Here is a 26,147-nt window from a genome sequence, read left to right on the forward strand (position 1 = left end):
GCACGCTCGCCGCGGCCGGGCGCCTGGGCCCGGATCGCGGTCAGCCGGCTATCGCCGGCGCCCCGCGCAGCGGCCAGGCGCCGTCCACGACCGCGTCCTGGGTGCCCTTGCGGCGCAGCCAGGACTGGAAGTCGGCGGCCCATTCCGCGTACCACCCGACCTGCTTGCGGTGCAGCTCCCACAGGTCGAGACCCGCCACCTGGGCGTGTCGCTCGGCGACCGCGCAGGCGACCTGGGCCGCGGCCAGCGCGTCCGACCGGGCCTCGTGCGCCTGGTCGAGCGGGACGCCGTAGTGCCCGCAGACGGCCTCCAGGGTGCGCTTGCCCTTGCGGTAGCGGTCGACGGAGCGGTCGATCGTGTACGGGTCGATGACCGGGCCGACGTCGGCCCGGCCGAGCCGCTCGGGCAGCGAGGGCAGCCCGTGTCGGCGCAACTCCGCCGCCAGCATGCTGAGGTCGAACGCCGCGTTGTACGCCACGACCGGCGTGCCCACCCGCCAGTGCGCCACGAGCACGTCCGCTACTTCGGCCACCACCTCGCGGGCCGGCCGTCCGTCGGCCGCCGCGCGGGCGTTGGTGATGCCGTGCACGGCGACGGCGTCCTGCGGTATCGGGATGCCCGGGTCGGCCAGCCATTCCCGGCCGCCCACCGCTTCCCCGCCCCGGACCTCGACGACCGCGGCCGTCACGATCCGTGCCTCGTCCGGGTCGGTGCCCGTGGTCTCCAGGTCGAAGCCGATCAGCAGCTCTCGGTGCCAGCCCATGGCGGCCCTCCTTCGTGGTGCGTCCCCCTGTTGTTCATCACCCTCCCACGCGCCACTGACAACCCGTCCGGCGTCGGGCGCGACCGACCACCCCCACCGACCGAATACCCCAAGAAACGGCGATATGCCCGAGTTGATGGGTTTTGAGAGAACGGGGAGGCGCGGGGTCCGGCTCAGCTCATCGGGGTCAGGAGGTCGTCGCGCATGCCGTCCACCCGGGCGGCGAAGCCGTCCAGGTCGATGGAGTGCGGGTCCTTGCCGGCGGCGGCGCGGGTGTTCTCCATGACGGCCACGAGCGTGGTGGTGTCGGCCCAGGCGCACACGGGCATCACGAGCTTCTGCCCGCTCTGCCGCTTGATCACGACCTCGCAGGTCAACGCGGCGTCCGCACCGGGCGGGGTGATCTCCCGGCGCTCGACCCCCACCTCGGCGTTGTCGTTGCCCTCCAGCCCGCGGAAGAAGCTGTTCTTGGCGTACGTGGGGGTGATGAAGGTCCCGTTGAGTCCGGTGACCACCATCTCCGCGTCCCGGGGCGCGGTGACGTAGCGTCCGGTGGCGGGCTTGACGCCGCTCGCCCCGCTGCCGTCGTCCGGCACCTGCTCGTCGGCCGACTCGCTGAGGTCCTTCTCCAGCGTGTACTTGCCGCCCTCCAGCGACTTGGGGAGGACCACCTTGTACTTCGTGTGCGCGTCGCGGTCGGTGTCGGCGGTCGGGCTGGGCGTGGGCGGCGTCGGGCTCTGGCTGGGGCTCGGCCGCTGGCTGACGTCGACCGAGGAGTCGTCGCTGACCTTGGACTCGTCCCGCTTGCCCCCGTCGTCGCCGCCGCTCATCGCGAACACCACGCCGCCGATCGCCAGCAGGCCCACGAGCACGGCGCCGACGACGATCGCCACGGTCCTACGCGAACCCCCGCTCGGCGGCCCCGGCGGCCCGCCCATCCCCGGGCCACCGCCGTACGGCGTGCCGTACCCAGGCTGGCCGTACGGGAACTGCTGGCCGGACTGCCCGTACGGGGGCTGCTGGCCCGGCTGGCCGTACGGGGACTGCTGGCCCGGCTGGCCGTACGGGGACTGCTGGCCCGGCTGGCCGTACGAGGGTTGCTGGCCCGACTGGCCGCCGTAGGGCGAGCCCTGCTGGGGGTGGCCGTGGGGGTAGCCGTAGGGGTTCTGCGGCGGCTGCGGCGGCCCGCCCGGCCCGGGCTGGCCGGACGGCCAACCGCCTTCCGGAACTCCGGACCCGGGCTGCTGCGGGGGCATACTCACGTCGCGTTCCCTCTCCCGTTTTGTCAGGTCCGCGCAGCGTATCGCGCCGCGCGACGCCACGTGGCGGGTGCTCCCGCTCCGGGGCCGGCCCCCGGACAGGCCCCTGCTCGACGGCCGGGCGCGGGTCTCAGGAGACCGGGCGGGAGTCGGCCCAGGCGCCCTCGAACTCCTCGCGGTAGACCTCGAAGAGGCTGTTGTCGGCGCCCGTGTCCACCCCGCGCACCACCTCGCGCTCGCGGCCACCGGCGCGCAGCACCAGCACGGGGGCCTCCATGCCGCGGGCCCTGCGCAGGTACGACTGGACGACGCCGACGCCGTCGGCCGAGTCGCCGTTGATGAGGTACGCGGTCACCCGCGGGGTCTCGTCGAAGACGTGGATCTCGAAGGCGCCGGGGTCCCGCAGCCGGGCCCGTACCCGGCGCATGTGCAGGATGTTCATCTCCACGGAGCGGCTGAGCTCGCCCTTGCGCATGCCGAGTTCCCGCTCCCGGCGGCGGACCGCGCTGCTGGCCGGGTTGAGGAAGAGGAGCCGCGTCCGGCAGCCGGTCTCCGCGAGCCGCATCAGGCGGCGCCCCGAGTAGTTCTGCACGAGCAGGTTCAGACCTATGCCCATGGCGTCCAGCCGGCGCGCGCTGCCGAACAGGTCCTCCGCGGGCAACTGGCGTTGCAGCCGGACCCGGTCGGCGTGGACGCTGACCACGTCCGCGTACCGGTCCCCCACCAGGTCCTCGACCGCGTCTATCGGCAGCCGGTCGGTCGAGGGGCCGCCGGTGCCGCCGCCGAGGATGTCCAGGAGGCGGGCCGAGGCGCGCTCCGCCTGGTCGAGCACGTTCTGGGACAGGGCGCGGTTGCGCGAGACGACGTTGCGGGTGACCTCCAGCTCGTCGAGCGCGAGTTCGAGCTCGCGCCGGTCGTCCAGGTAGGGCACGAAGCACGGCCAGTGCTGGACCAGGAGTTCGCGCAACTGGGGCAGCGTCAGGAAGCTGACGACATTGTCGTCGGCCGGGTCGAGGAGGTAGCCCTTGCGGCGGCTGACCTCGCGCACGGCCACCGCGCGCTGCACCCACTCCTGGCCGGCCGGGCCCGCGGCGGCCACCACCCAGTCCTCGCCGTGCACCGGCTCGTAGATCGGTTGCAGCACCGAGGCCACCACCGCGCGCAGTCGCTGTTCGACCAGATTCAGCCAGATGTAGGCACGGCCCGCCCGCCGCGCGCGCGTGTGCACCTCGGCCCACGCGTCGGTGCCCCAGTCCAGTTCCGCTCCGATCTCCACCGGCCTGACCAGGGATACCGCGCCGGGAGGTGCGTCGGTGGCGCCGCCCTGCGGGGTGCTCTCCTCCCCAGATGGCAGCTCCAGCCCGCCCGAGCTCACCTGTGCACCGCCTTCCGCCCCCGTCCAACGATCAAGGCAGACTACTGCGATGCGGGGAGCCGATGCAGCCTCAGCAGGTCAGCTGTGCGTCAACGCGCCACCGCTCGCGGCGCGTTGTGCTCACCCCGACCACGCGGAGTGAGGCGATTCATAGTCGCACGCCGCGCCACGGGGCGCGGCGCACGCCGCCACCTCCGCCCGCCCCGGACACGACTCCCACACCCCTGGGCTCGCGCCCGACGCCCTTCCACGCGGCGGCCGGTGCATTATGGTGCGGCACATCCCCGTACAGCCCCTACATCGCCCCATATGGACACTTGTCACGCATGCGCCGAACGCCCGACCGGGCGGCCCGGCGAGAGAAGTGGAAGAGTCGATTCATGCAGGTCTGGCCAGGACAGTCCTACCCCCTCGGGGCCACCTACGACGGCGCGGGAACCAACTTCGCGGTGTTCTCGGAGGTCGCCCAACGGATCGAGCTGTGCCTGCTGCACGACGACGGCTCCCACGAGACGGTCGAGCTGCGGGAGACCGACGCCTTCGTGCGGCACGCCTACCTGCCGGGCGTGATGCCGGGCCAGCGGTACGGCTTTCGGGTGTACGGCCCCTACGCCCCGGAGTGGGGCCACCGCTGCAACCCGGCCAAGCTGCTGCTCGACCCGTACGCCAAGGCCGTCAGCGGCCAGATCGACTGGGACGAGGCGGTCTACGGTTACCACTTCGGGCGCCCGGAGCGGCGCAACGACCTCGACTCGGCCCCGCACACCATGTCGTCGGTGGTGGTGAACCCGTACTTCGACTGGGGCGACGACCGGCCGCCGCGCACCGACTACCACCGCACCGTCATCTACGAGGCCCACGTGAAGGGCCTGACCATGCGCCACCCGGGGCTCCCGGACGAACTGCGCGGCACGTACGCGGCGCTGGCGCACCCGGCCGTCATCGAGCACCTGACGGAGCTGGGGGTGACGACGCTGGAGCTGATGCCGGTGCACCAGTTCGTTCAGGACCACCGGCTCGTGGACGAGGGGCTGGCCAACTACTGGGGGTACAACACGATCGGGTTCTTCGCCCCGCACAACGCGTACGCCTCCTGGGGTGACCGGGGACAGCAGGTGCTGGAGTTCAAGTCGGCGGTGCGGGCGCTGCACGCGGCGGGCATCGAGGTCATCCTCGACGTGGTCTACAACCACACCGCCGAGGGCAACCACCTGGGGCCGACGCTCTCCTTCCGCGGCCTGGACAACGCCTCGTACTACCGGCTCGGCGAGGACCCGCGCACGTACACGGACACCACCGGCACCGGCAACTCGCTGCTGATGCGCCACCCGCACGTGCTCCAGCTCATCATGGACTCGCTGCGCTACTGGGTGACGGAGATGCGGGTGGACGGGTTCCGCTTCGACCTGGCGGCGACGCTGGCCCGCCAGTTCCACGAGGTGGACCGGCTCTCCTCGTTCTTCGACCTGGTGCAGCAGGACCCGGTGGTCAGCCGGGTGAAGCTGATCGCGGAGCCGTGGGACGTGGGCGAGGGCGGCTACCAGGTGGGCAACTTCCCGCCGCTGTGGACCGAGTGGAACGGCAAGTACCGGGACACGGTGCGCGACCTGTGGCGCGGCCAGCCGCGCACGCTGGCCGAGTTCGGCTCCCGGCTCACCGGCTCCTCCGACCTCTACCAGAGCGACGGCCGCCGCCCGCTGGCCTCCATCAACTTCGTCACCTGCCACGACGGCTTCACCCTGCGCGACCTGGTCTCCTACGACCACAAGCACAACGAGGCCAACGGCGAGGACAACCGGGACGGCGAGAACGACAACCGGTCCTGGAACTGCGGCGTCGAGGGCGAGAGCCGGGACCCGGCGGTGCGTGAGCTGCGCGCCCGACAGATGCGCAACCTCGTCGCCACGCTGCTGCTCTCGCAGGGCGTGCCGATGCTCAGCCACGGCGACGAGTTCGCCCGCACCCAGCACGGCAACAACAACGCCTACTGCCAGGACAACGAGCTGACCTGGGTGCGCTGGCCCCGCCGCCCCGACCCGGCGCCGGACGAGGAGTCGGAGCGGGAGCCGGAGCGGGACGCGGACCGGGAGGCGCTGCGGATGCTGGAGTTCACCCGCACGCTGGTGTGGCTGCGCCGCGACCACCCGGTCTTCCGCCGCCGGCGCTTCTTCCACGGCCGGCCGGTCGCGGGCACCCACGACGCGCTGTCGGACATCGCCTGGTTCACGGCCGAGGGCGAGCCGATGCGCCAGCGCGACTGGCAGGCGGCGCACGCCAACTCGCTGATGGTCTTCCTCAACGGCAACGCGATCTCGGAGCCGGGCCCGCGCGGGGAGCGCGTCCGCGACGACTCGTTCCTGCTGATGTTCAACGCGCACAGCACGCCGCTCACCTTCACCGTGCCGATGCGCCACGGCCAGCGCTGGCAGGTGGTGGTGGACACCGCCCGCCCGGACGGCGTCCCGCCGGGCGCCGGCCCCACCGTCGCGGCGGGCGACCGGCTCACGCTGGTGGACCGCAGCCTGCTGGTGCTCCAGCGCCCCTCGTAGGCGCCGCTCGGAAACGCCGATCAGAAACACCGTTCGGAGCCACCTCGCGTCGGTGCGGCTCGTTGGCGCGGCTCGGCGGGGCGCTGGTTCGAACGTCGCGTCAGGCCGCGGGAGCGGTGGCGCCGGGGGTGACCGCGGCGGGCTCGGTCGCGGCCGTGGCGCGGGGCGCATCGGTGGCGCCGGGCGGGGCGCCCGCGAGGGCACCGGGCAGGGTCTGGCGTAGCTCGGCGACGAACGCCCGGGCCGCCCCGACCAGCTCGGCGCGCGAGAAGACGACCAGTTCACGGCGGATCGGCGGGTCGACGCGGAGCCCGACGCAGCCCTGGATGCCGGCGATGACGTGCGCCGGGGCGGCCACCACGCCCGCGCCGGCGCGCGCCATGCGGACCGCCGTGGACGTGTGCTCGGTGTGGACCGCGTTGCGGGGCGTGAAGCCCGCGCGCTCGCAGATCGCGTCCATGGCGGGACGGCCGGCGACGATCGGCTCCAGGGCGCAGCGCACCCAGGGACGGTCGGCCAGTTCGGCCAGCCGTACGGAGCCACGGCGGGCCAGCGGGTCGTCGGCGGGGACGGCGATGACGATCTCCTCGGACCCCACCGGCTCCACCGGCCCCTGCCAGTGCGTGGGCCGGTGTCCGACGGCCAGGTCGGCCACGCCACGGTCCATGTGGTCGGCCAGCTCGCCGGCCGACGCGTACTCGTGCAACGTCAGGCGCATCCCGGGGTGCGCGCGCCGCCAGCGGGCGAACGTCTCCGGCAACACCCCCATGGCCACCGCGTGCACGCTGGCGATGTGCAGTTCGCCGTCGGCCGCCCCGGCGGCGGCCCGGGCCGCGCGGCGCGCCTGGCCCGCGCTGCGCACGGCCAGCTCGGCGTGCGGCAGGAAGGCGCGGCCCATCGGGGTCAGCCGCACGCCGCGCGGCAGGCGCTCCAACAGCGGGCCGCCCACCTCCCGTTCCAGCGCCTTGATCTGGTGGGAGAGCGCCGACTGCGTGACGCTGAGCGTCTCGGCGGCGCGCGTGAACGAGCCCTCCTCCACCACCGCGACCAGGTACTCCATCTGCCGCAGGCTCATCGCCGCCCCCACCTTCCTCGTCCGCCCCACCCGCCGGTCGCGGGGGCGCCCCGGACGCGGCGCGCCAGCGCCCCGGCGCCGCCCGCGCCACGGTGGCGCGCGCCACACCGAGCGCCCCACGGCGACCGCCCCGGGCCCGCACGACGCGGGTGTGCCACCTGGCATGCACAGGTTTCATCGGCTCCATCAAAACATTGCCTTGGACCGATCGGCCGCTGTGGGCGGAGCCTTGGGCCATGGCGGATCGAGCACAGGAAACAGAGAACGCGCACGTCACGGACGTCATCGTGATCGGCGGCGGCACCGGCGGCTACAGCACCGCGCTGCGCGCCGCCGCGCTGGGCCTGGACGTGGTGCTGGTCGAGCGCGACCTGGTCGGCGGCACCTGCCTGCACCGTGGGTGCGTGCCCAGCAAGGCGATGTTGCACGCGGCCGAGTTGGTCGACGGCATCACGGAGGCCCGCGAACGGTGGGGCGTCAAGGCGACGGTGGAGGGCGTGGACTGGGCCGCGCTGACGGCGACCCGCGACGACATCGTGGCCCGCAACCACCGGGGCGTCGAGGGCCACCTCGCGCACGCGGGGGTGCGCGTGGTGCGCGCGACGGCGACGCTGACCGGGCCCCGTACGGTGCGCGTGGAGCCGGGCGGGACGTGGCGGGCGCGGCGGGGCGTCGTGCTGGCGACCGGTTCGAGGCCGCGCACGCTGCCGGGGCTCGTACCCGACGGGCGCCGGGTGGTCACCAGCGACGACGCCCTGTTCGCGCCGGGGCTCCCGGGCTCCGTGCTGGTCATCGGCGGCGGCGCGATCGGCGTGGAGTACGCCTCGCTGCACCGCTCGATGGGGGCCACGGTGACCCTGGTGGAGGCGGCGGACCGGCTGCTTCCGCTGGAGGACGCGGACGTCGGTCGGCACGTGACGCGCGGATTGAAGAAGCGGGGCGTCACGGTGTGGACCGGGGCCAGGTGCGAGGAGGCGCGGCCGTACGAGGACGGGGTGCGGGTCACGGTCAGCGTGCCGCGCGGCGAGCCGCGCCGCCTGGACGTGGAGCGGGTGCTCGTGGCCGTGGGGCGGGCGCCGGTGACCGAGGGGCTCGGCCTCGCGGCGGCGGGACTGGCGCCGGACGCGCGGGGGTTCGTGGCGCCGGCCGACTGGTCGCGCCTGGAGACGGCCGTCCCGGGCGTGCACGTGGTGGGCGACCTGCTGCCGCCGCCGTCGCTGGGCCTGGCGCACGCCTCGTTCGCGGAGGGGCTGCTCGTGGCCGAGACGCTGGCCGGGCGCGCCCCGCGCCCCATCGACTACGCCGCCGTGCCACGGGTGACGTACTCCAGCCCGCAGACCGCGTCCGTCGGGCTCACCGAGGAGGGCGCCCGGGAGCGGGGCCACGACGTGGTCACCAACACGCTGCCGCTGACGGCTACCGCCAAGGGCATGGTGCACGGACAGGGCGGCCTGGTGAAGGTCGTCGCCGAGCGCGGCGCCGGCGGGCCGGCCGCCGGCGCGGAGCCGGGCGGCCCGGGGGCGCGGTCGGCCGTGGGGGCGGCCGGTGAGGTGGGCACGGTGCTCGGGGTGCACCTGGTGGGCCCGCACGTCTCGGAGATGATCGCCGAGGGTCAGCTCATCGTCGGCTGGGAGGCCGACCCGACCGACGTCGCCCAGCACATCCACCCGCACCCGACGCTCTCCGAGGCCGTGGGCGAGGTGTTCCTCACGCTGGCGGGTCGGGGTCTGCACCAGCACTGACGCCGTCGAGGCCGGCGCCCTCGCGCGCGCCGGCCCCGCTCGCCCCACCGTCGGCGGCTTCCTCCTCCCCGCCGTGCGCGCCGGGTTCGGCGCCACCGGCGGGGTGCCGGCTGGTGCGGGCGGGGGTACGGGCCGAGGCGGTGCCGTCGTCGGGGACCAGGTCGCCGGCGCACAGCACGGCGAAGCCCAGCACGGCCACGACGCCGCTGGCGTACAGCTCGTACCCGTCGAGGAAGGGCAGCCGGTCCAGCACGGCCCACTTGCCGAACCAGTCGGTGAAGTAGTGGACGAGGCTGGAGCCGCCGATCAGGAGCAATCCCGTGCCCAGCATCTCAAGCAGCTTTCTCATGGGCCCGACGCTAGGCGCGCGGGGCGCCGCCGCCCGTCCGCCGAAGGTCTACGGACCTGCGACTTTGGTAGCCCATGCCGTGCTGAGGGGGCGCGCACGCGGCGGGGTTTCGTAGATTCGCCGGCATGAACGGCACGTTGAACGGTACGCAGGAACCGCCGCCCGCGCCCGTCGCGGCGGGGGCGCCCGAGGGCGAGCCCGCCGACGCGCCCGGCGCGCGTCCCGCGCGCGCCCGGCGCGGCCCCCGCGACTGGGCGGTGGACCTCAGCGCCTTCGTGCTCGCCGCGTTGTTCTCCTTCATGACCGCCGAGTCGGTGGTGGAGGACCCCGACCTGTCGGAGCTGTGGATCTTCGTCGACCAGGTGCTCGGGTTGCTGGCCTGCGTGGCGTTGTGGTTCCGCCGGCGGTGGCCGGTGCCGCTCGCGGCGGCCATGCTGCTGGCGTCGACGGCCTCGCACTTCGTGGTCGGGCCCAGCCTGGTGGTGATGTTCACCGTCGCGGTGCACCGCCCGTTCCGTCCCGTGGCCGCCATCGGCGCGCTGGCGTTCGCGAGCAGCCTGGTCAACGGGCTGGTGCACGCCGATCCCGACCTGGGGTACGTGGGCTCGGTGCTGACCGGGGCGCTGCTCTACAGCACGGCCATCGGCTGGGGCATGTTCGTCCGCTCCCGGCGCCAACTCGTCATCTCGCTGCGGGAGCGGGCGCACCGGGCGGAGTCGGAGGCCGCGCTGCGCGCCGAGCGCGTCCAACGGCTCACCCGGGAGCGCATCGCGCGCGAGATGCACGACGTGCTCGCGCACCGGCTGTCCCTGCTGAGCGTGCACGCGGGCGCGCTGGAGTACCGGCCCGACGCGTCGCCGCAGGACATCGCGCAGGCCGCGGGCGTGATCCGGGCCAGCGCCCACCAGGCATTGGAGGACCTGCGGGAGGTGATCGGCGTGCTCCGCACCCCCATCGGGCGGTCCGCGGCCGGCGCCAGCACCCCGATGGCCGCGGACGGCGCGCCGTCGCCGACGGCGGGAGCGGGCACGGCCTCGGAACCCCGGCCGGGGACGGAAGCCCGGACGAGGCCGCGCAGGTTCCGGCGCCCGCGCCGCGAGCGCGCCGCCGACCGGGCCGACCACGCGGCCGGCGCCGCCTCCACACCGCACGCCCAGCCGGCGCCGCCGGCCGCCCGGGACCTCTGGGACGGGGCCGAACCGAGCCGGCCACAGCCCACGCTGGCCGACCTGCCACGGCTGGTCGAGGAGTCGCGGCAGGCGGCCATGCGGGTGGCGCTGCACGACGAACGCGAGGCGTGCGACCCGGTGCCGGCCGCGACGGGGCGTACGGCGTACCGGATCGTGCAGGAGGGCCTGACCAACGCCCGCAAGCACGCCCCGGACGCCGCGGTCACGGTGCGGGTGGCCGGCGCCCCCGAGCGCGGTCTGACGGTCGAGGTGCGAAACCGGCCCGTGGAGCGGGACGGGGGGCCGCGGCGGGCGGAGCGGATACCCGGCTCCGGGCAGGGGCTGATCGGCCTGGCCGAGCGCGCCTCGCTGGCCGGTGGCGACCTGGAGAGCCGGGCCGTGGAAGACGGCGGCTTCCTGCTGCGCGCCTGGCTACCGTGGCCCTCATGAACACTTCCGATCACCAGCGCGTGCGCGTGCTCCTCGTCGACGACGACCCGCTGGTACGCGCCGGGCTGCGGCTGATGTTGGGCGGCTCGGCCGACGTGGAGATCGTCGGCGAGGCCGCCGACGGGACCGAGGTCGGCCCGCTGGTGCGGCGGCACTCCCCCGACGTCGTGCTGATGGACATCCGCATGCCCACGCTGGACGGGCTCGCGGCGACGGAGGAGTTGCGGAGCGCGGAACGGCCGCCCGAGGTCATCGTGTTGACGACGTTCCACGCCGACGAGCACGTGCTGCGCGCGCTGCGGGCCGGGGCGGCCGGATTCCTCCTCAAGGACACGCCGCCGGCCGAGATCGTGGCCGCCGTGCACCGGGTCGCCGCCGGTGACCCGGTGCTCTCCCCGGCGGTCACCCAGCAGCTCATCGAGCACGTCGCCGGCGCCGGCCAGGACCTGCGCCGCAGCCGGGCGCGCGGCCTGCTGGGCCAGTTGAACGACCGGGAGCGCGAGGTGGCCCTCGCCGTCGGCGAGGGCAAGTCGAACGCGGAGATCGGCACCGCGCTGTACATGAGCGTCGCCACGGTCAAGACGCACGTCTCCCGCATCCTGACCAAGCTCGACCTCAACAACCGGGTGCAGATAGCCCTGTTGACGCACGACGCGGGCCTGCTGGACGGCAACGCCCCCTGACGCCCACCCGGCACGCGACGGCGGGGCGGGAGGGGACCAGGGATGCCTGGCGGGGTGACGGGAGGAAGAGCGAACGGGGGCGGCGGTGGGCGCGGGCCGGTCGGGGAGCGCCGACCGGCCGCGCATACGGCGCGCCCCGCCCGACGGCACTCGCACAAAGGTGTGGACAGGGCGCCGGCGGCCCGCCTACAGTGCGGTCACGCCCTAGATCACGGAAGGAGGCCGGAGCCATGTACGTCACTTCATTCCCGCGCTCCCGCCCCGTCCGCAGGGCTGCCTTCGTCTGACGCCGTCTGACCGGGAGCGCACCGCATTCCTGGAAGGACTCCCGTGACCGATCTGGTCATCCGTCAGCTCTCCGAGAGCGACGCACACCTCTTTCACACCCTGCCCGACCCCGGCCTCGTCGGCCACGGCGCGTTCGAGCGGCGGTACGCCACCTTCGCCCAGGGCGGCGAGTACCGGCCCGACTGGACCTGGGTCGCCCTGCGCGAGGACACCGTGGTGGCCCGCGCCGCCTGGTGGGCCGGCCCGGACGACGCGAAGCCGATCGCCCTGGACTGGTTCGACTTCACCGACGCCGACGCCGCCGTGGAGTTGCTGCGCGCGGCGCCGTTCCGCTCCGACTACGCGTTGCTGCTGCCGCCCGACTGGGAGCGCGACCCGGCGGTGCGGGAGGCGGCCCGGGCCCGTGTCGACGCCGTGACCGACGCCGGCATGGACCAGCTCGTCGGCCGCCACCGCTACACCTGGACGCCCGAGTGCGGGGTGCCCGAGCAGCCGGGCCGGCTGACGTTCAGGCCGACGCCCGACGACGAGGAGATCCTCGCCGTGCTGCGCCGGGTCCAGCACGGCACGTTGGACGCGCACGCCCGCCGCGTCATCGCCACCGACGGCCACGACGCCGCCGCGAGGGAAGAACTCGACTTCTTCCACTGGTGCCCGTCCCCGCGCGAGTGGTGGCGCACGGCGTGGACGGCCGAGGGCGAACTCGTGGGGCTGCACATCCCGGCACGTAACCAGAGCGCGCCGGTCATCGGCTTCATCGGCGTCGTGCCCGAACAGCGCGGCCACGGCTACGCGTACGACCTGCTCGCCGACTGCACCCGGATGCTCGCGGCGGAGGGCGTGGAGAAGATCTTCGCCGAGACCGACCACGGCAACCGGCCGATGGCGGCCAACTTCGCCAAGGCCGGTTACCCGATCTCCCAGGAGCGCGCCTACTTCCAGTGGCCGCAGACGTGAGGCTGAGCCCACGCTGACGGCGTCCTCCGCGCCGCGACGCGTGCCCAGCGCCCGCCCCCGTGCCCGCCAGGCACGGGGGCGGGCGCGGTCGCGCTACGGCGCGCCCGGCGGCGTACGCGTGGGGCGTGGGCCTGGGCCGGTGAGGGCGCCGGCCGGGGTGGTCGGCGGGCTCAGTCCTCGGCGGGCTGGAGCCGCAGCGATATGGAGTTGATGCAGTACCGCTGGTCGGTGGGGGTCGGGTAGCCCTCGCCCTCGAAGACGTGGCCCAGGTGGGAGCCGCAGCGGGCGCAGCGCACCTCGGTGCGGACCATGCCGTGCGAGCGGTCCTCGATCAACTCGACCGCGGACGAGTCCTTCGGGTCGAAGAAGCTCGGCCAGCCACAGTGGCTCTCGAACTTCTCCGTGGACCGGAACAACTCGGCGTCACACGCCCGGCAGGAGTAGACCCCCTCGGTCGTGGTGTCGGTGTACTCGCCACGGAAGGCGGGCTCGGTGCCGGCCCGGCGGAGCACCTGGTATTCCGCCGGCGACAGCTCAGCTCGCCACTGCTCGTCGGACTTCTCGACCTCGTACGCCATCTCGCGCCTTTCGGGGATGCGGTCTTACGCGTCGTCGCCGGCCCGCGGCCGTCGCGCGGCGCGGGCCGGCCACAGGTCAGCCTTTCAGCCGGGCCACGATCCGCGGACCGAGGTCCGTGACGTCGCCCGCGCCCATGGTGAGAACCAGATCACCGGGGCCCGCCATTCCCGCGACCAGCTCGGGGACCGCCTCCCGGTCGGCGACGGCCCGCACGTCCGCGCCCCGGGCGGTGGCCGCGTCGATGACCAGGGCGCTGGTGACGCCCGGGACCGGGTCCTCCCGGGCCGGGTAGATGTCGAGCACGAACGCCGCGTCGGCCAGCGTCAGCGCCTCGCCCATCTCGACGCCGAGCTCCTGCGTGCGGCTGAAGAGGTGCGGCTGGAAGACCACGAGCACCCGCCCGTCGCCGGCGCCGCCCCGGATGGCCTCCAGGTCGGCGGCGATCTCCGTGGGGTGGTGCGCGTAGGAGTCGATGACCTGCACGCCGCCCGCGGTGCCGCGGAGCTGGAGGCGGCGGTTGACGCCGGTGTACGAGGCGAGCGCCGTGGCCAGCTCGCGGGTCGGCAGGCCCATCGCGGTGCCGGCGGCGAGGGCCGCGACCGCGTTGTGCGCGTAGTGCCGCCCGGGCACCGAGACCGTGAACGTGAGCCGCTCGCCGTCGGCCAGGGCCACGGTGACCTCGCTGGTCAGGCCGTGCGGGGTGACGTCGAGGATGCGCAGGTCGGCCTCCCGCGACTCGCCGTAGGTGACGATGGTCAGGTCCCGCCGACCACGGACGCGGCGGGTCAGCTCGCGGGCGCCGGACTGGTCGGCGGCGATGACGAGCGTGCCGCCGGGGCGCACCCGGGCCACGAAGGTCTCGAAGGACTCGTAGATCTCGTCCATCGAGGCGTAGTTGGCGTGGTGGTCGAGCTCCACGTTGAGGATGACGGCGACCTCGGGCTCGTACTTGTGGAAGCTGCGGTCGCTCTCGTCCGCCTCGGCCACGAAGATCTCACCGCTGCCGTGCCGCGCGTTGGAACCGGGCGCGTCCAGGTCACCGCCGATCGCGTACGACGGGTCGACGCCCAGGGTGCCGAGGGAGACGGCCAGCATCGAGGTGGTGGTGGTCTTGCCGTGGGTGCCCGCGACGGCGATGGCGCGCCGGTCGGTCATCAGGGCGGCCAGCGCGTCCGAGCGGTGCACCACCGGGATGCCCTGCTCGGCCGCCGCCCGCAGCTCCGGGTTGTCCTGGCGGATGGCGCTGGAGACCACGACGCTGGTGGTGTCCGCGGCCAGGTGCTCGGCCGCGTGCCCGACGTGCACCGTGGCGCCGAGCGCGCGCAGCGACCGCGCGGTGGCCGACTCGCGCGCGTCGCTGCCCGCGACCTGGGCGCCGCGCATGGCGAGGATCCTGGCGATGCCGGACATGCCGGCGCCGCCGATCCCGATGAAGTGCGGGCGCGCCAGCGCGTCGCCCGTCGCGGGCGCCGCCACGGCCGCCGTGGCCGTCCCGGTCGACGCCGTGGCCGTGGCCGCGGGGGCCGCCGCTTCGCGCCGCGCTGCGTTCTCGGAGCCGAGGCCGGCCGGTGCCATCGCGGTTCTCCCTGGTGGTAGAGGTGTGGGCGGCCAGGTGGCCGCCGATCCGGTACGGGGTCGCCACTGCCGCCGACCCCGGCCAAGATTCTCGCACCCCGGACCGACACCGCCGCCCCCGGCCGCGCGCCCCCCGCGCCGGCCCGCGCGCCCGCGAGCCGCCCGCCTCGCCGAGCGGTGGGCCGAGCGGCGTGGCGGGGCCCGGACGGCCGGGCGGCTCGCGTACGGTCCGCCGCCGCGCGCCGGCCCGGGCGGCGGGTCAGCCCTGCTGGCTCTCGGGGGGCTCGTCCGCCGCGTGCGAGAAGAGCTTGAGGACGGGGACGCCGACCTTGTGCCGGGCCCGGGAGGCCCAGTCGCGGTGGAAGAACTCCTCGACGAAGTGCGGCGCGGTCAGCACGATGACCTCGTCGGCGCCGGTCTCCTCGACCACGGAGCGCAGCAGGTCCAGCGGGTGGCGTTGTACGAGCTGGCCCACGGCCTCGCTGCCGGTGGCGCGCAGCGCGTCCAGGGAGTGGGCCAGGGCGCGCTCGGCGGGCTGCCCGTCCGCGTGGCCCTCGGGCATCTCGGCCTCCTGGACGGCCCGGTCCAGCTCGCCGAGGGCCACGTCGTCGATCGCGCGCAGCAGTCGGTCCTGGTCGCCGCGCGGCTGCATGAGGACGATGAAGGAGACGGCATCGTCGCCGTGTAGCGAGGCAACGAAGTCCACATCCGCTGGTGTCAGGGGCTGCTCGATCATCAATACGCTCGTGAACACGACGGACGCCCTTCTTCTCCCTGGGCCCGAGCGGCCCAACAGAAACCATCCTGCGCGTGCCCGCACGGGGCCGCGTGACACAAGTCTGCCCAGCGGAAGTTAACCGGAACGGTAAATTCCGCCGATTGTCAGAGCCGACGGTAGCGGGTGAAGAGGAAACCGTCCTCCTCCATGACGGAAGCGATGGAGAATCGTTCCGGCACGGTGAGCGCCGGCCCGTTGACCACGCGCGCCGCCTCGCCCGACGCCAGCAGTGGCGCCACCGACAGACACAGCTCGTCCAGGGCGCCAGCGGCCACGAACTGCCCCAGCAGCGTCGGTCCGCCCTCGGTGAGCAGCCGGGTCAGCCCGCGCTCGGCCAGCGCCCCCTTGATCAGCCCCGGGTCGACCCGGGCGCCCTGGCCCGCGCGCACCACCACGGCCCCCGCCGCCTCGGCCGCCGCCACCCGCTCGGCGGGCGCCCCGGCCCCGGTCAGCACGAGGGTCGGCGTCCGCGGCGCGGTGAACAGCGGCAGCGAGAAGTCCAGGTCCAGGCTGGCGCTGACGACGGCGATGGCGGGCGCCGGCGACTGGCCCGCCGCGGCCCGGCGCGCCGCGAACGCCTCGCGGGCCTTGGCCGGCCGGTACCCCTCCTGCCGCACCGTCTGCGCGCCGACCACGATCGCGTCGGCCAGCCCGCGCAGCACCCCGAAGACGCGCATGTCGGCGTCGGAGGACAGCGGCTGCGAACGGCCGTCGTGGTAGGCGGCGCCGTCCAGCGAGGCGACCATGTTGGCCCGCAGCCAGGCCGTGGGCCGCGGGCTCGTGGTGGCCGGCGCGCCGGCCGCGCCCGCCCCGGCCGGCGGCCCGGCGGCGCCGGCCTCACCCGGATAGGCGTACGCGTCGGCCAACTCGTCCAGCGACCAGGAGCGCGCTTCGATGTCCGTCGGGTCGGGTGTCGGGGGGAACAGGCGTCGCATGGCCGCAGTGTGACATGGGTCCCTCGGCGGGCGGTGGACCGGTGGGCAGCGACTAGGCTGGAACGCTGTGTCCTTCTCGTCCTCCTCTGCCGACTCCGCCGCCAGCTCTGCGCCCGCCTCCCGAATAGGGACCGCGGCGACGCACGAGGGCCCACTCGCGCTGACCTCCCGCGCCCCGCGCGTCCCCGCCGACCAGCTCGTCGCCGAGATGGTGCCGCCGCCCCGCTTCGGCCTCGTGAGCTTCGACAACTACCTGCCCGACCCGAACCAGCCGAGCCAGGCCGAGGCCGTGCGCGTGCTGCGCGCGTTCGCCGCGGGCCTGGGCGAGGGGGCCGGCGGTTCGTCGGACGGGCGCCGGCGCTGGTTCCGTAAGGCCAGGCCCGCCACGGCCGGTGCCCCGCGCGGGGTCTACCTGGACGGCGGGTACGGCGTCGGCAAGACCCACCTGCTGGCCTCGCTGTGGCACGCGACGCCCGCGCCAGCCGAGCGCAAGGCGTTCGGCACCTTCGTGGAGCTGACGAACCTGGTCGGCGCGCTGGGCTTCCAGGAGACGGTGCGGACGCTGAGCGGGCACCGGCTGCTGTGCATCGACGAGTTCGAGCTGGACGACCCGGGCGACACGGTGCTGGTCTCCAGCCTGCTGACCCGGCTGGTCGAGGCGGGCGTGGCGCTGGCGGCCACCTCCAACACGCTGCCGGGCAAGCTGGGCGAGGGCCGGTTCGCCGCGGCCGACTTCCTGCGCGAGATCCAGGGGCTTTCGGCGCACTTCCGCCCGCTGCGCATCGACGGCGAGGACTACCGGCACCGGGGCCTGCCCTCGGCCCCGCCGCCGTACTCCGACGCCACCGTCACCGAGGCCGCCCAGCGCACGCGCGGCGCCTCCCTGGACGACTTCGGCGCGCTCCTCGGCCACCTGGCCACGGTCCACCCGAGCCGGTACGGCGCGATGACCGACGGGCTGCACGCGGTGTGTCTGACGGGCGTCACGCCCGTCCCCGACCAGGCGACCGCGCTGCGCCTGGTCGTCCTGGCCGACCGGCTCTACGACCGGGAGGTCCCGGTGCTGGCCTCCGGCGTGCCGTTCGACCAGCTCTTCAGCGAGGAGATGCTCGAAGGCGGCTACCGGAAGAAGTACTTCCGCGCGATATCCCGACTGACGGCCCTGGCGCGGGACGCGAAGGGCCTCCTGGAGGCGTAGCGGCGCGACGCCCCCGGGCGCGGCGCCGGCCCTGCCGCCTTGCGCGCGGTCCCGCACGGCTCGCCGCCGCACGCGGGTGGACGGGATACGGGGTGCCGGGTGCGGGCGGGGCGGGCGGGGCGGGGCGGGGCGGGGCGGGTTCCAACTGGTGGGCGCGGCGGCGGCGTTGGCCTGGGCGAGCGGCTCGGGGGCGCGGGTGCGCCGCGTGGCGGGGGCGTGGTGAGCGGGGCGGTCGTACGGGGCCGGGGGTGGCGTGGCGGGTGCGCGCGGCTGGTTCCCGTCCGGGCCGTTGCGTGGTACACACGGGCGGATCACGTCACCTGTCCGCCAACAGGGAGTCACCTTATGTCCACGACACGACGTCAGGTCCTGGCCCGCAGCGGGGCGCTCGGGGCCGGCCTCGCCTTCACCGGTGCGCTTTCCGAACTCTTCGCCGGCACGGCCGCCGCCGCGCCCGGGGCCGACCGGCCGGGCGGCTACGGCCCGCTGGTGCCCGACCCGGACGGACTGCTCGACCTGCCGGCGGGCTTCCGCTACCAGGTGCTCTCCCGCGAGGGCGACCCGCTGCGCTCGGGCGAGGGGGAGGTGCCCAGCAACCACGACGGCATGGCGGCCTTCCCCGGCTCCCCCGGTCACCCGGGACCCGCGGCCTACGGGCGGGCCCACACCCGGCTGGTCCGTAACCACGAGAACCGCCCCGACGCCGCCATCCGGGTACCCGCCGTGGAGGGCCTGACGTACGACCCGACGGGCATGGGCGGCTGCACGACGCTCGCGCTCGACCAGCGGAACCGGGTGCTCGGCGAGCGGGTGGCGATCGCCGGCACGGCGGTCAACTGCGCGGGCGGCCCCACGCCCTGGCACACCTGGCTGACCTGCGAGGAGACCGAGGACCGGGCCGGCACCAACGGCTACACGAAGGACCACGGCTTCGTCTTCGAGGTCGACCCGTACAACCCGCTGCGCACCGGCGCCGTGCCGCTCACCGCGATGGGGCGCTTCCAGCACGAGGCCGTCGCCGTGGACCCGCGACGGGGCGTCGTCTACGAGACCGAGGACGCCTTCGAGCGCCCCTTCGGCCTCTTCTACCGCTTTCTGCCGAACAAGCCGCGCGGCGGGCGCGGTTCGCTGCGCGCGGGCGGCGTGCTGGAGGCCATGCGGGTGCCGGACGTGCCCGACCTCTCGGCGATCCGGGAGCCCGGCACCGCCTTCGACCGCGTCGAGTGGGTGCCGGTGCCCGACCCGCTGGCCGCGGAGACGCCCATCCGCTTCCAGGACTTCGGCAAGGGCGGCATCACCCACGCGCAGAAGCTCGAAGGCTGCTACTGGGGCGGCTCCAGCGTCTACTTCGTCTCCAGCTACGCCCGCAGCGAGGAGGGCTCGGCCGGGGACCACTTCGGCCAGGTGTGGCGGTACGACCCGCGGCGCGAACGGCTGACCCTGGTGATCGTCTTCGGCCCCGACACCGACGTGGCCCTCCCCGGCGAGTCGCCCGACAACATCGCCCTCGCGCCCAGCGGCGGCCTCATGGTGTGCGAGGACGGCGACGGCGCCCAGCACGTCTACGGCCTCTCGCGACGCGGCGAGGTCTACCCGATGGCGCGCGGCCGGCAGAACCTGGGCACACCCGACGAGCCGTCGTGGGGCGAGTTCGCGGGGGTCACCTTCTCGCCCGACCATCGCACGATGTACGTCAACTGCTACACGCCGGGCACGACGTTCGCCGTGACGGGCCCCTGGCGGTAGCCGCCGGACGGGCGCCGCCGGCGCGCGCACCGCGTACCGGCGGCGCACTCGGCCGCGTGGCCCGGGCCACGTGTCCGGACCGCGCGTCCGGACCGCGTACCCGCGCTCAGGCCCTTCGCGAGCTGAGCGCGCAGGCCACGGCGGTGGCCGCGGCGCACAGCAGCGCGGCGGCGGCGCACGCCGGCACCGGCATCGGCACCGCCCCGCTGTGCGAGCCGCTGACCAGGTCGCGCACGGCGGCGTGGGCCGGCGACGGGGCCTGGACCAGGGCCACGAGCGCGGCGAGTGCCGTGGCCAGCAGGGCGTAACCGGGGCGGCGCAGCAACGGCCAGTTGCACAGCGCGCCGACCGCCGTGCCGAGCAGGGCGCAGGCGACGGCGGCCAGCAGCCCGCCCACGGTCGCCTCGCCCACCGGGACCGTCACCCGGTGGTCGGCGCTGTGCGCGCCGCTGATCCGCGCGACGACCACGGTGGCCAGCGCGCCGAGCGCGGTCGAGCACAGCAGCGCGGTCAGCACGCACGCCAGGTGGACCCGGGCCGGGCTGGTCGCGGCTGCCGCGACCTGCCGGGCGGCCGGTGGGTCGCCGGCGACGCACACCCGCACCAGCCAGGCGGCCACCGGCAGCAGGCCGGCGGCGGTGTAGCCGAGCGAGTCGAGGATCGGCTGCCCCGACTGGACGCCGATCGCCAGGAAGACCCCGTACAGCAGCAGCGGGGGCAGCAGCCGGTGGGAGCGGATCAGCAGCTCCGCCTGGTAGCGCAACAGGGCGGTCACGGGCGGTCCTCGGACTTCGGCGAGTGCGGCGCGCGGCCCGCCGGCGCCGCCGGCCCGTCGGGCGCGGGCGGCCCCTCGGACGCGGGCGGCTCGGTCACGGCCCGGATGTGCCAGGGCGGGTGGGCCGTGAGCAGGGCGCGGAGCAGCGCGTCGGAGTACGCGGCGGGCACCGTCAGCGCCGTGCCGCCGTCGGGGGCGCCGGCCACCTCGGGCGCGCCGGGCAGTCCGTCCGGGGGCGCGGCGCCCGGCGGGCCCACGGCCTCGATCCGTACCCGCCGGCCCGCCGCGCCCGGGCCGGCCGGCCCGTCCGCCGCGAGCGGCCCGTCCGGGTCCCGCGGGGCGAGGCCGGTGCCGTGGACGTGGTAGACGGCGTCGACCGCGCCGGCGAGCCGCCGTGGGTCGTGGTCGACGAAGACCACCGCGCCGCCGTCGGCGACCCGCTCCGCGACCGCCCGGTCGAGTTCGGCCCGCGCCCGCTGGTCGAGCCCCGTCCACGCCTCGTCGAGGACCAGCAGTTCCGGGTCGGCCAGCAGCGCCTGGGCGACGGCGACCTTCTGGCTGGTGCCCTTGGAGAGTTCGGCGAGCGGCGTGTGGGCGTGCCCGGCCGCGCCGAAGCGCTCCAGCCACCGTGCCGCCGCGTGGGCGGCGGGCCGCCGGCGCAGGCCGTGCACCCGGCCCAGGTGGGTGAGGTACCCGACGGCCGTGAAGGGCAGTTCGGCGGGGAAGCGCTCGGGCACGTACGCGGTGCGGGGCCGGCCCCGCACGCGGCCGACGGTGGGCCGGTCGATGCCCGCGACGATCCGCAACAGGGTGGACTTGCCGGTGCCGTTGGTCCCCACGATCCGCAGCAGCGCCCCGGCCGGCACGGCGAGTTCGACGTCGCGCAGCACCCACGGGCCGCGCGGCCCGTACCGCCGGCCAACGCCCTCCAGCGCCAGCGGCGTTCGGAGCCCGCCCGGCGGCGGTCGTAGCGCTCTCATGGCCCCGACCCTAGCCGAGGCCCCCGGTCACGGACCGGGCCGGGAGCGCGGGCCCGGGCGGGCCCCGGGGGCCCGCGCCGGCCGGGTGCGCGGCGGGCGCACGAGCGTGCGGGGGCTCGGGGGCGGGCTGGCAGACTGGAGCGCGTGATCAGCTCCGCATCCGACGCCCACCGCGACGCCTCCCCCGCCACCCCCGACGACTCCCCCACCCAGCCCGCCACGACGCCGGGCGACGCCACCGCGCGCCCGGACACGGCCGGGCGCGCGGCCACCGACCGTGACGCCGCGCAGCAGTACGTGCTGCCGCTGGTGGTACGGGTGGAGAAGGCCGCTCCCCCGGCCCGTACCGACGCCCTGGAGGCCGCCGCGCGCGCCGTGCTCACCCTGCTCTCCGACGAGCGGGCGACGGCGGCGGACGGGCCGTGGGCGAAGGCCGTACGGGACTGGGAGGACGCCCGCATCCGCAAGGTGGTGCGGCGGGCGCGCGGCGCGGAGTGGCGGCGGGCCGCGGAGCTGCCCGGGATCACGGTCACCGGCGCCAGCGCCGAGGTGCGGGTCTTCCCGCCGGTGCCGCTGGACGGCTGGCCCAGGGAGCTGGCCAAGCTCCAGGTGTCGGGCACCGAGTTGGCCGAGCCCACCGCGCCGGGCCCGCCGGAGCCGGGCCTGCCCGTGCTGTGGCTCAGCCCGGAGCTGGAGATGTCGGCCGGCAAGGCGATGGCCCAGGCCGGGCACGGGGCGCAGCTCGCCTGGTGGGAGCTGACCGACGAGCAGCGCGCGGCCTGGCGTGGGTCGGGGTTCGCGCTGGCGGTGCGCGTCACCCCGCCGGAGCGCTGGCGGGCCCTGGCCGACAGTGGGCTGCCGGTGGTGCGGGACGCGGGATTCACGGAGATCGCTCCCGGTTCGTGCACGATCGTCGCAGACCACCCGGCCCTTCGGAAACGCCCCGGAGAACTGTGATACTTAGGCACGAGAACATCTGTACTGGTGCCCAGGGGGGCGAAGTTGAGCACGTCCCGGAAGAAATCACGTCGAGCGCGTTCGTCGCGTGAATCGTCGAAGCCATCGAAGAAGAGCCTCTACACGGCGGTCGCGATCGTCTCGGCGTGTGCCGTGACCGCGGTCGCGATAGGGCTTTCGCGCGGTGATTCCGACGACGGGAAGAAGGAGTCCGCCACCGCCACCGGCGCCCGGCCCACGCTCCCGGGCCCGCTCGGCAAGGGCAAGGACGGCAAACCGAAGCCGACGGAGGAGCCCTGGGACGGCAAGGTCAAGGTGCTCGGGGACGGTTCCACGTCCTACACCGGGCCGCAGCCGCACCAGCCCAAGCCGACGAAGCTGAAGCCGGGGCAACGGCCGCCGCAGTTCATCGTCTTCTCCTGGGACGGCGCGTTGCAGGGCGATGACCGGCTGTTCTCGCACTTCCGTCAGGTGGCGCGGGACAGCAACGCGAAGATGACGTTCTTCCTGACCGGGATGTACCTGGTCCCGAAGTCCAAGCGCGAGCTGTACCGCCCGCCGCAGCACAAGCCGGGCAGCGCGGCGATATCCTTCGCGACCGATCCGCACATACGGGACACCCTGGAGCAGTTGCGCGGCGCGTGGCAGGACGGGCACGAGATAGGCAGCCACTTCAACGGGCACTTCTGCGGCGCCAAGGGGGGCGACGACTGGAGCGTCGACGAGTGGAAGAGCGAGATCAAGCAGCAGTACTCGTTCGTGCAGAACTGGAAGACCAACACCGGTTTCACGGACATCGACCCGCTGCCCTTCGACTACACGAAGGAACTGGTGGGCGGCCGGGCCCCGTGCCTGGAGGGGCAGAAGACGCTGATACCGGCGGCCAAGTCGTTCGGCTGGCGCTATGACGCGAGTTCCCCGGGCGACTTCCAGATCTGGCCGACGAAGATCGACGGGGTGTGGAACTTCCCGCTCCAACTCCTGCCGTACCCCAAGAGCGAGAAGCAGGTCCTTTCCATGGACTTCAACTTCCTCTACAACCAGTCCGGGGACAGCACCGAGGGCGATCCGGCGAAGTACGACGAGTGGCTGGACCTGACCACGGGCGGGTACATGAACGGCTTCGAGCGCGTCTACAACGGCAGCCGCGCCCCGCTGTTCGTCGGCAACCACTTCGAGAACTGGAATGGCGGCATATACATGCAGGCCATCGAGAACGTGATGCGCGAGGCGTGCACACGTAAGGAAGTGCGCTGCGTGTCCTTCAAACAGCTCGCCGACTGGCTCGACGCCCAGGACCCGAAGGTGCTCGCCAAGCTCCGCGGCCTCGACCCGGCGCAGGCACCGGACTGGAAGACGTTCCTGAAGTAGCGCCCGCCCCGGGCGGCCCGGCCGCTCCCGCGCGACCGGCCGGGCCGCCCGCGCACCGCCGTGGCCGGCCCGCCACCGGCCCCGCCCGACCGGTGGCCACTGGTGGGCCGGCCGGCGCCGTGGTCAGGGCGAGGAGCGCAGGTAGTCGCGCCAGATGGCGAGCGGGTAGCCGGCGCCCGTCTTCCCCGACGGGTCGCCGCCCACGCCGTCGAGCGGCAGCAGTTCGTGCGTCTCGGGGTCGAGCCTGCTGATCGACACGGCCGTGGCCAGCACGTCCCGGTAGCCGACGAACCAGGCCGAGGTGCGGTCCTGTGCCGTGCCGGCCTTGCCGGCCGCGCCCGGCCCGACGTCGCCCGCCGCGCTCGCCGCGCCGGTGCGCAGCGAGTCCTTGAGCGCCCCGTCCACCGCCTCGGCCACCTCGGCGCGCAGCGCCCGCTTTCCGCTGGGCACGTCGAGCGGCACGGCGTCGCCGTTGCGGGTCAGGTGGGTCACCGAGTACGGCTCGGTGTGCATGCCGTGCGCGGCGAAGGTGGCGTACGCGCTGGCCATGCGGATCGCGCTGGGCTTGGCCGTGCCGAGCGAGAGGGCGGGCACCTGTTCGCCGAAGCTGCTGGGCAGCAGGCCCGCCGTGGTCGCGGTGCGACGCACCCGGTCGAGGCCCACGTCCATGCCGAGCTGCATGATCGGCGTGTTCACCGAGTTCACCAGCGCCTGGTGCAGGCTGATGTCGCCCCAGGACTTGCCGTCGTCGTTGCGGGCCCGCACGATCTTGCCGCCGCGGTCCCAGTACGGGCCCTCCGGCGTCTGGAGGGCGGCCTTGTCGTCGCCGTCGTACACGGTGGCGGGCGTGATCGTCTTGCGGCTCTCGCCGCGCTTCTTGAGCACGCCCTCCTGGAGCCCGGCCGCGTAGACGAAGGGGGCGAAGGCGGTGCCGGCCGGCACGTTGGAGGCGTTGGCGTCGTTGAAGCCCTGCTTGACGTAGTCGGGGCCGCCGTAGAGGGCGACGATGCGCCCGTCGGCCTCCACCGAGGCGGCGCCGATGTGGAGTTCCCGATCCGCCTCCCGCTCCTTCGGCCGCAGCTCGTCGCGGACCTCCTTCACCGACGCGGCCAGCGATTCCACCTTCGGCCTCTCGAAGGTGGTGCGTATCTGGTAGCCGCCGAGGTCGAAGTCGGCGGGCTCGATGTCGGTGTGGGCGGCGACGTAGGCCCGCGCGGTCTCCACCAGATATCCCGTCTGCCCGTCGAGGCCGACCGGCTTGGGGGGTTTGCGCGGCTCCGGGAACTCGGTGATCTGCTCGCGTTCGGAACGGGAGAGCTTGCCGATCTCCACCATGCGGTCGAGCACCCATTCCCAGCGCTCCACGGCCCGCCGGTGGTTGGCGTCGCTGAGGTGCGGGTCGTACATTCCCGCGCCCTTGAGGAGGGTGGCGAGGAAGGCGCCCTCGCTCACGGTCAGTTCGGACACGTCCTTGCGGTAGTACGCGTAGGCGGCGCGCTGGATTCCATAGGTGCCGCGCCCGAACCAACTGGTGTTGAGATATCCCTCCAGAATCTCGTCCTTGCTCATCTTGTTGTCCAGCTTGATGGCGATGAACATCTCGGTGACCTTGCGGGAAAGGTCCTGCCGCTGGTTCAGATAGGCGTTCTTGACGTACTGCTGCGTGATGGTCGAACCACCCTGGGTGTCGCCCCCGGTGATCATGCGCGTCACGGCGCGGAACATGCCGGTCGGGGAAACACCGCTGTCGGAGTAGAACGAGGCGTTCTCGGCCGCGAGCACCGCCCACCGCACGTCTTCGGGAACCCGTTTCAACGCCGTGGCCTGCCGGTTGATCTGGCCCGTCCGGCCCATTTCGGTGCCGTCGGCCCAGTAGTAGACGTTGTCCTGCTGGGTGGCGAAGTCGTTGAGGTCGGAGGGGATCTCGGTCTGCGAGTACGCGTAGCCGACGACGCCCGAGAGCGTGCCGAGGACGAAGAGGAACGTGCCGAGCGCCAGCCGCCAGGAGGGCACCCACCGGCGCACGCCGCGCCTGCCCACGCGCGGGTAGTCGATCCGGGGCCGGCGCAGCGACGGGCCACGGCGCGGTCGGGCCTTGCGCCTGCGGCCCCTGCCGGTCGCGCCGCCCTGGCTGGTCGCGCCCGGGGCGGCGGGGGTCGCGGGGGCGGGGCCGGGGCGGGGCGGGGGGTGGCCGTCGCTCGCGGCGGCCCTGCCGGGGGTGACGATGCCGAGGGTGATCGTGTGGGCGTCGTCGTGCCCGGGCGCCGGGCGGGGCGCGGCGGGCGGCGTGCCCGGCTCCGCGGGCCCGGTCGAACCGTCCGGCCCCCTGGACTTTCGCGCCTTGGCCGCCGCGAACAGCTTTCCGATCCGCACGTCTCTCCTACGTCCCGAATGCGACGCGGCGGACCCGGCGCGCACCCGCACCGATCCGCGCCCCCACAACCGTCCGACTCTATGGCGCCTTGTGAACAGCTTTCGCAAGAGAACCGCACAAGTTCGTAGCAGTGCCGACATTAGCGGACCCGCACGAGCGCAATCTACGCATCCCAACTCGCGTGCCTATCATCACTCAACGCGCCCCGGGCCGCACGAAA

General features: G+C 74.4%; 21 protein-coding genes. 9 read left to right on the forward strand and 12 right to left on the reverse strand.

Annotated features, from left to right (window positions below):
- Positions 1-40: 40 nt before the first annotated feature.
- The 3 genes from AC3CHW_RS06445 to AC3CHW_RS06455 all read right to left on the reverse strand — a co-directional run bounded on the left by AC3CHW_RS06445 (position 41) and on the right by AC3CHW_RS06455 (position 3,397).
- Entirely contained in the window at positions 41-763 is a 723-nt protein-coding gene (locus AC3CHW_RS06445; protein WP_488469848.1) for an exonuclease domain-containing protein, read from the reverse strand.
- A 173-nt stretch (positions 764-936) separates the two neighbouring features.
- Positions 937-2,025 (reverse strand): hypothetical protein, encoded by a 1,089-nt coding sequence (locus AC3CHW_RS06450; RefSeq protein WP_488469849.1) that lies wholly within the window; start codon positions 2,023-2,025, stop codon positions 937-939.
- Positions 2,026-2,152: 127 nt separating this feature from the next.
- Entirely contained in the window at positions 2,153-3,397 is a 1,245-nt protein-coding gene (locus AC3CHW_RS06455; protein ID WP_176164634.1) for a DUF5919 domain-containing protein, read from the reverse strand.
- A gap of 380 nt (positions 3,398-3,777) precedes the next feature.
- Here AC3CHW_RS06455 and glgX point away from each other — a divergent pair, with 380 nt between their 5' ends.
- The gene (gene glgX / locus AC3CHW_RS06460; protein WP_488469850.1) at positions 3,778-5,946 is read left to right on the forward strand and encodes a glycogen debranching protein GlgX; all 2,169 of its coding nucleotides are present in this window, start codon (positions 3,778-3,780) and stop codon (positions 5,944-5,946) included.
- 100 nt (positions 5,947-6,046) lie between these two features.
- Here the strand turns inward: glgX and AC3CHW_RS06465 are convergent, their stop codons facing one another.
- A complete protein-coding gene (locus AC3CHW_RS06465; RefSeq protein WP_488469851.1) occupies positions 6,047-7,021 on the reverse strand; it encodes a LysR family transcriptional regulator in 975 nt (324 codons plus the stop codon).
- Between the two features lie 236 nt (positions 7,022-7,257).
- Here AC3CHW_RS06465 and AC3CHW_RS06470 point away from each other — a divergent pair, with 236 nt between their 5' ends.
- A complete protein-coding gene (locus tag AC3CHW_RS06470) occupies positions 7,258-8,763 on the forward strand; it encodes an FAD-dependent oxidoreductase (RefSeq protein WP_488469852.1) in 1,506 nt (501 codons plus the stop codon).
- On the opposite strand, the gene AC3CHW_RS06475 is transcribed toward AC3CHW_RS06470, so the two are convergent.
- Positions 8,729-9,112, reverse strand: a complete 384-nt coding sequence (locus AC3CHW_RS06475) for a hypothetical protein (RefSeq protein ID WP_488469853.1) — start codon at positions 9,110-9,112, stop codon at positions 8,729-8,731. The two genes, AC3CHW_RS06470 and AC3CHW_RS06475, sit on opposite strands and share 35 nt — an antisense overlap.
- Positions 9,113-9,237: 125 nt before the next feature.
- Here AC3CHW_RS06475 and AC3CHW_RS06480 point away from each other — a divergent pair, with 125 nt between their 5' ends.
- From AC3CHW_RS06480 to AC3CHW_RS06490, 3 genes are all read left to right on the forward strand, one after another.
- Positions 9,238-10,731, forward strand: coding sequence for a sensor histidine kinase (locus AC3CHW_RS06480; protein ID WP_488469854.1), 1,494 nt, complete (start codon positions 9,238-9,240; stop codon positions 10,729-10,731).
- Positions 10,728-11,414 (forward strand): response regulator transcription factor, encoded by a 687-nt coding sequence (locus tag AC3CHW_RS06485; RefSeq protein ID WP_488469855.1) that lies wholly within the window; start codon positions 10,728-10,730, stop codon positions 11,412-11,414. The genes AC3CHW_RS06480 and AC3CHW_RS06485 overlap by 4 nt, the downstream gene beginning before the upstream one ends.
- Before the next feature lie 330 nt (positions 11,415-11,744).
- The gene (locus AC3CHW_RS06490; RefSeq protein ID WP_459247713.1) at positions 11,745-12,659 is read left to right on the forward strand and encodes a GNAT family N-acetyltransferase; all 915 of its coding nucleotides are present in this window, start codon (positions 11,745-11,747) and stop codon (positions 12,657-12,659) included.
- Between the two features lie 170 nt (positions 12,660-12,829).
- Here AC3CHW_RS06490 and msrB read toward each other — a convergent pair whose 3' ends face one another.
- The 4 genes from msrB to AC3CHW_RS06510 all read right to left on the reverse strand — a co-directional run bounded on the left by msrB (position 12,830) and on the right by AC3CHW_RS06510 (position 16,526).
- Complete coding sequence (gene msrB, locus AC3CHW_RS06495; protein ID WP_398611210.1) at positions 12,830-13,237, reverse strand: peptide-methionine (R)-S-oxide reductase MsrB; 408 nt, start codon at positions 13,235-13,237, stop codon at positions 12,830-12,832.
- Between the two features lie 76 nt (positions 13,238-13,313).
- On the reverse strand, positions 13,314-14,813 hold the full coding sequence (gene murC / locus AC3CHW_RS06500) for a UDP-N-acetylmuramate--L-alanine ligase (protein ID WP_488469856.1): 1,500 nt from the start codon (positions 14,811-14,813) through the stop codon (positions 13,314-13,316).
- A 259-nt stretch (positions 14,814-15,072) separates the two neighbouring features.
- On the reverse strand, positions 15,073-15,567 hold the full coding sequence (locus AC3CHW_RS06505) for an indole-3-glycerol phosphate synthase (protein ID WP_488469857.1): 495 nt from the start codon (positions 15,565-15,567) through the stop codon (positions 15,073-15,075).
- A 128-nt stretch (positions 15,568-15,695) separates the two neighbouring features.
- Positions 15,696-16,526, reverse strand: coding sequence for a pyrimidine reductase family protein (locus AC3CHW_RS06510; RefSeq protein WP_488469858.1), 831 nt, complete (start codon positions 16,524-16,526; stop codon positions 15,696-15,698).
- A 124-nt stretch (positions 16,527-16,650) separates the two neighbouring features.
- Between AC3CHW_RS06510 and zapE the strand changes: the two genes are divergently transcribed.
- Both zapE and AC3CHW_RS06520 read left to right on the forward strand, forming a co-directional pair.
- Complete coding sequence (zapE, locus tag AC3CHW_RS06515; protein ID WP_488470982.1) at positions 16,651-17,724, forward strand: cell division protein ZapE; 1,074 nt, start codon at positions 16,651-16,653, stop codon at positions 17,722-17,724.
- 345 nt (positions 17,725-18,069) lie between these two features.
- Entirely contained in the window at positions 18,070-19,470 is a 1,401-nt protein-coding gene (locus tag AC3CHW_RS06520; RefSeq protein WP_488469859.1) for an alkaline phosphatase PhoX, read from the forward strand.
- A gap of 106 nt (positions 19,471-19,576) precedes the next feature.
- On the opposite strand, the gene AC3CHW_RS06525 is transcribed toward AC3CHW_RS06520, so the two are convergent.
- Together AC3CHW_RS06525 and AC3CHW_RS06530 are read right to left on the reverse strand one after the other, a co-directional pair.
- Positions 19,577-20,245 carry an ABC transporter gene (locus AC3CHW_RS06525; RefSeq protein WP_176164623.1) on the reverse strand — a complete coding sequence of 223 codons (669 nt, stop codon included), beginning with the start codon at positions 20,243-20,245 and terminating at the stop codon, positions 19,577-19,579.
- Positions 20,242-21,225 carry an ABC transporter ATP-binding protein gene (locus AC3CHW_RS06530; RefSeq protein WP_488469860.1) on the reverse strand — a complete coding sequence of 328 codons (984 nt, stop codon included), beginning with the start codon at positions 21,223-21,225 and terminating at the stop codon, positions 20,242-20,244. The genes AC3CHW_RS06525 and AC3CHW_RS06530 overlap by 4 nt, the downstream gene beginning before the upstream one ends.
- Before the next feature lie 144 nt (positions 21,226-21,369).
- Here AC3CHW_RS06530 and AC3CHW_RS06535 point away from each other — a divergent pair, with 144 nt between their 5' ends.
- Together AC3CHW_RS06535 and AC3CHW_RS06540 are read left to right on the forward strand one after the other, a co-directional pair.
- Positions 21,370-22,182, forward strand: a complete 813-nt coding sequence (locus tag AC3CHW_RS06535) for a peptidyl-tRNA hydrolase (protein ID WP_488469861.1) — start codon at positions 21,370-21,372, stop codon at positions 22,180-22,182.
- Positions 22,183-22,335: 153 nt separating this feature from the next.
- Positions 22,336-23,553: a polysaccharide deacetylase family protein gene (locus AC3CHW_RS06540; RefSeq protein WP_488469862.1), complete on the forward strand. Its 1,218-nt coding sequence runs from the start codon at positions 22,336-22,338 to the stop codon at positions 23,551-23,553.
- 123 nt (positions 23,554-23,676) lie between these two features.
- Here AC3CHW_RS06540 and AC3CHW_RS06545 read toward each other — a convergent pair whose 3' ends face one another.
- Entirely contained in the window at positions 23,677-25,926 is a 2,250-nt protein-coding gene (locus AC3CHW_RS06545; RefSeq protein ID WP_488469863.1) for a transglycosylase domain-containing protein, read from the reverse strand.
- Positions 25,927-26,147: the final 221 nt, after the last annotated feature.

Source organism: Streptomyces sp. MGP-BFMKR1, assembly GCF_057766585.1.

Bases quoted from the DNA above. Each gene is read 5' to 3' on its own strand.
- AC3CHW_RS06445 (WP_488469848.1), bottom strand. From the start codon at position 763: ATGGGCTGGCACCGAGAGCTGCTGATCGGCTTCGACCTGGAGACCACG.
- glgX (WP_488469850.1), top strand. From the start codon at position 3,778: ATGCAGGTCTGGCCAGGACAGTCCTACCCCCTCGGGGCCACCTACGAC.
- AC3CHW_RS06465 (WP_488469851.1), bottom strand. From the start codon at position 7,021: ATGAGCCTGCGGCAGATGGAGTACCTGGTCGCGGTGGTGGAGGAGGGC.
- AC3CHW_RS06470 (WP_488469852.1), top strand. From the start codon at position 7,258: ATGGCGGATCGAGCACAGGAAACAGAGAACGCGCACGTCACGGACGTC.
- AC3CHW_RS06475 (WP_488469853.1), bottom strand. From the start codon at position 9,112: ATGAGAAAGCTGCTTGAGATGCTGGGCACGGGATTGCTCCTGATCGGC.
- AC3CHW_RS06480 (WP_488469854.1), top strand. From the start codon at position 9,238: ATGAACGGCACGTTGAACGGTACGCAGGAACCGCCGCCCGCGCCCGTC.
- AC3CHW_RS06485 (WP_488469855.1), top strand. From the start codon at position 10,728: ATGAACACTTCCGATCACCAGCGCGTGCGCGTGCTCCTCGTCGACGAC.
- msrB (WP_398611210.1), bottom strand. From the start codon at position 13,237: ATGGCGTACGAGGTCGAGAAGTCCGACGAGCAGTGGCGAGCTGAGCTG.
- murC (WP_488469856.1), bottom strand. From the start codon at position 14,813: ATGGCACCGGCCGGCCTCGGCTCCGAGAACGCAGCGCGGCGCGAAGCG.
- AC3CHW_RS06510 (WP_488469858.1), bottom strand. From the start codon at position 16,526: ATGCGACGCCTGTTCCCCCCGACACCCGACCCGACGGACATCGAAGCG.
- AC3CHW_RS06520 (WP_488469859.1), top strand. From the start codon at position 18,070: ATGTCCACGACACGACGTCAGGTCCTGGCCCGCAGCGGGGCGCTCGGG.
- AC3CHW_RS06530 (WP_488469860.1), bottom strand. From the start codon at position 21,225: ATGAGAGCGCTACGACCGCCGCCGGGCGGGCTCCGAACGCCGCTGGCG.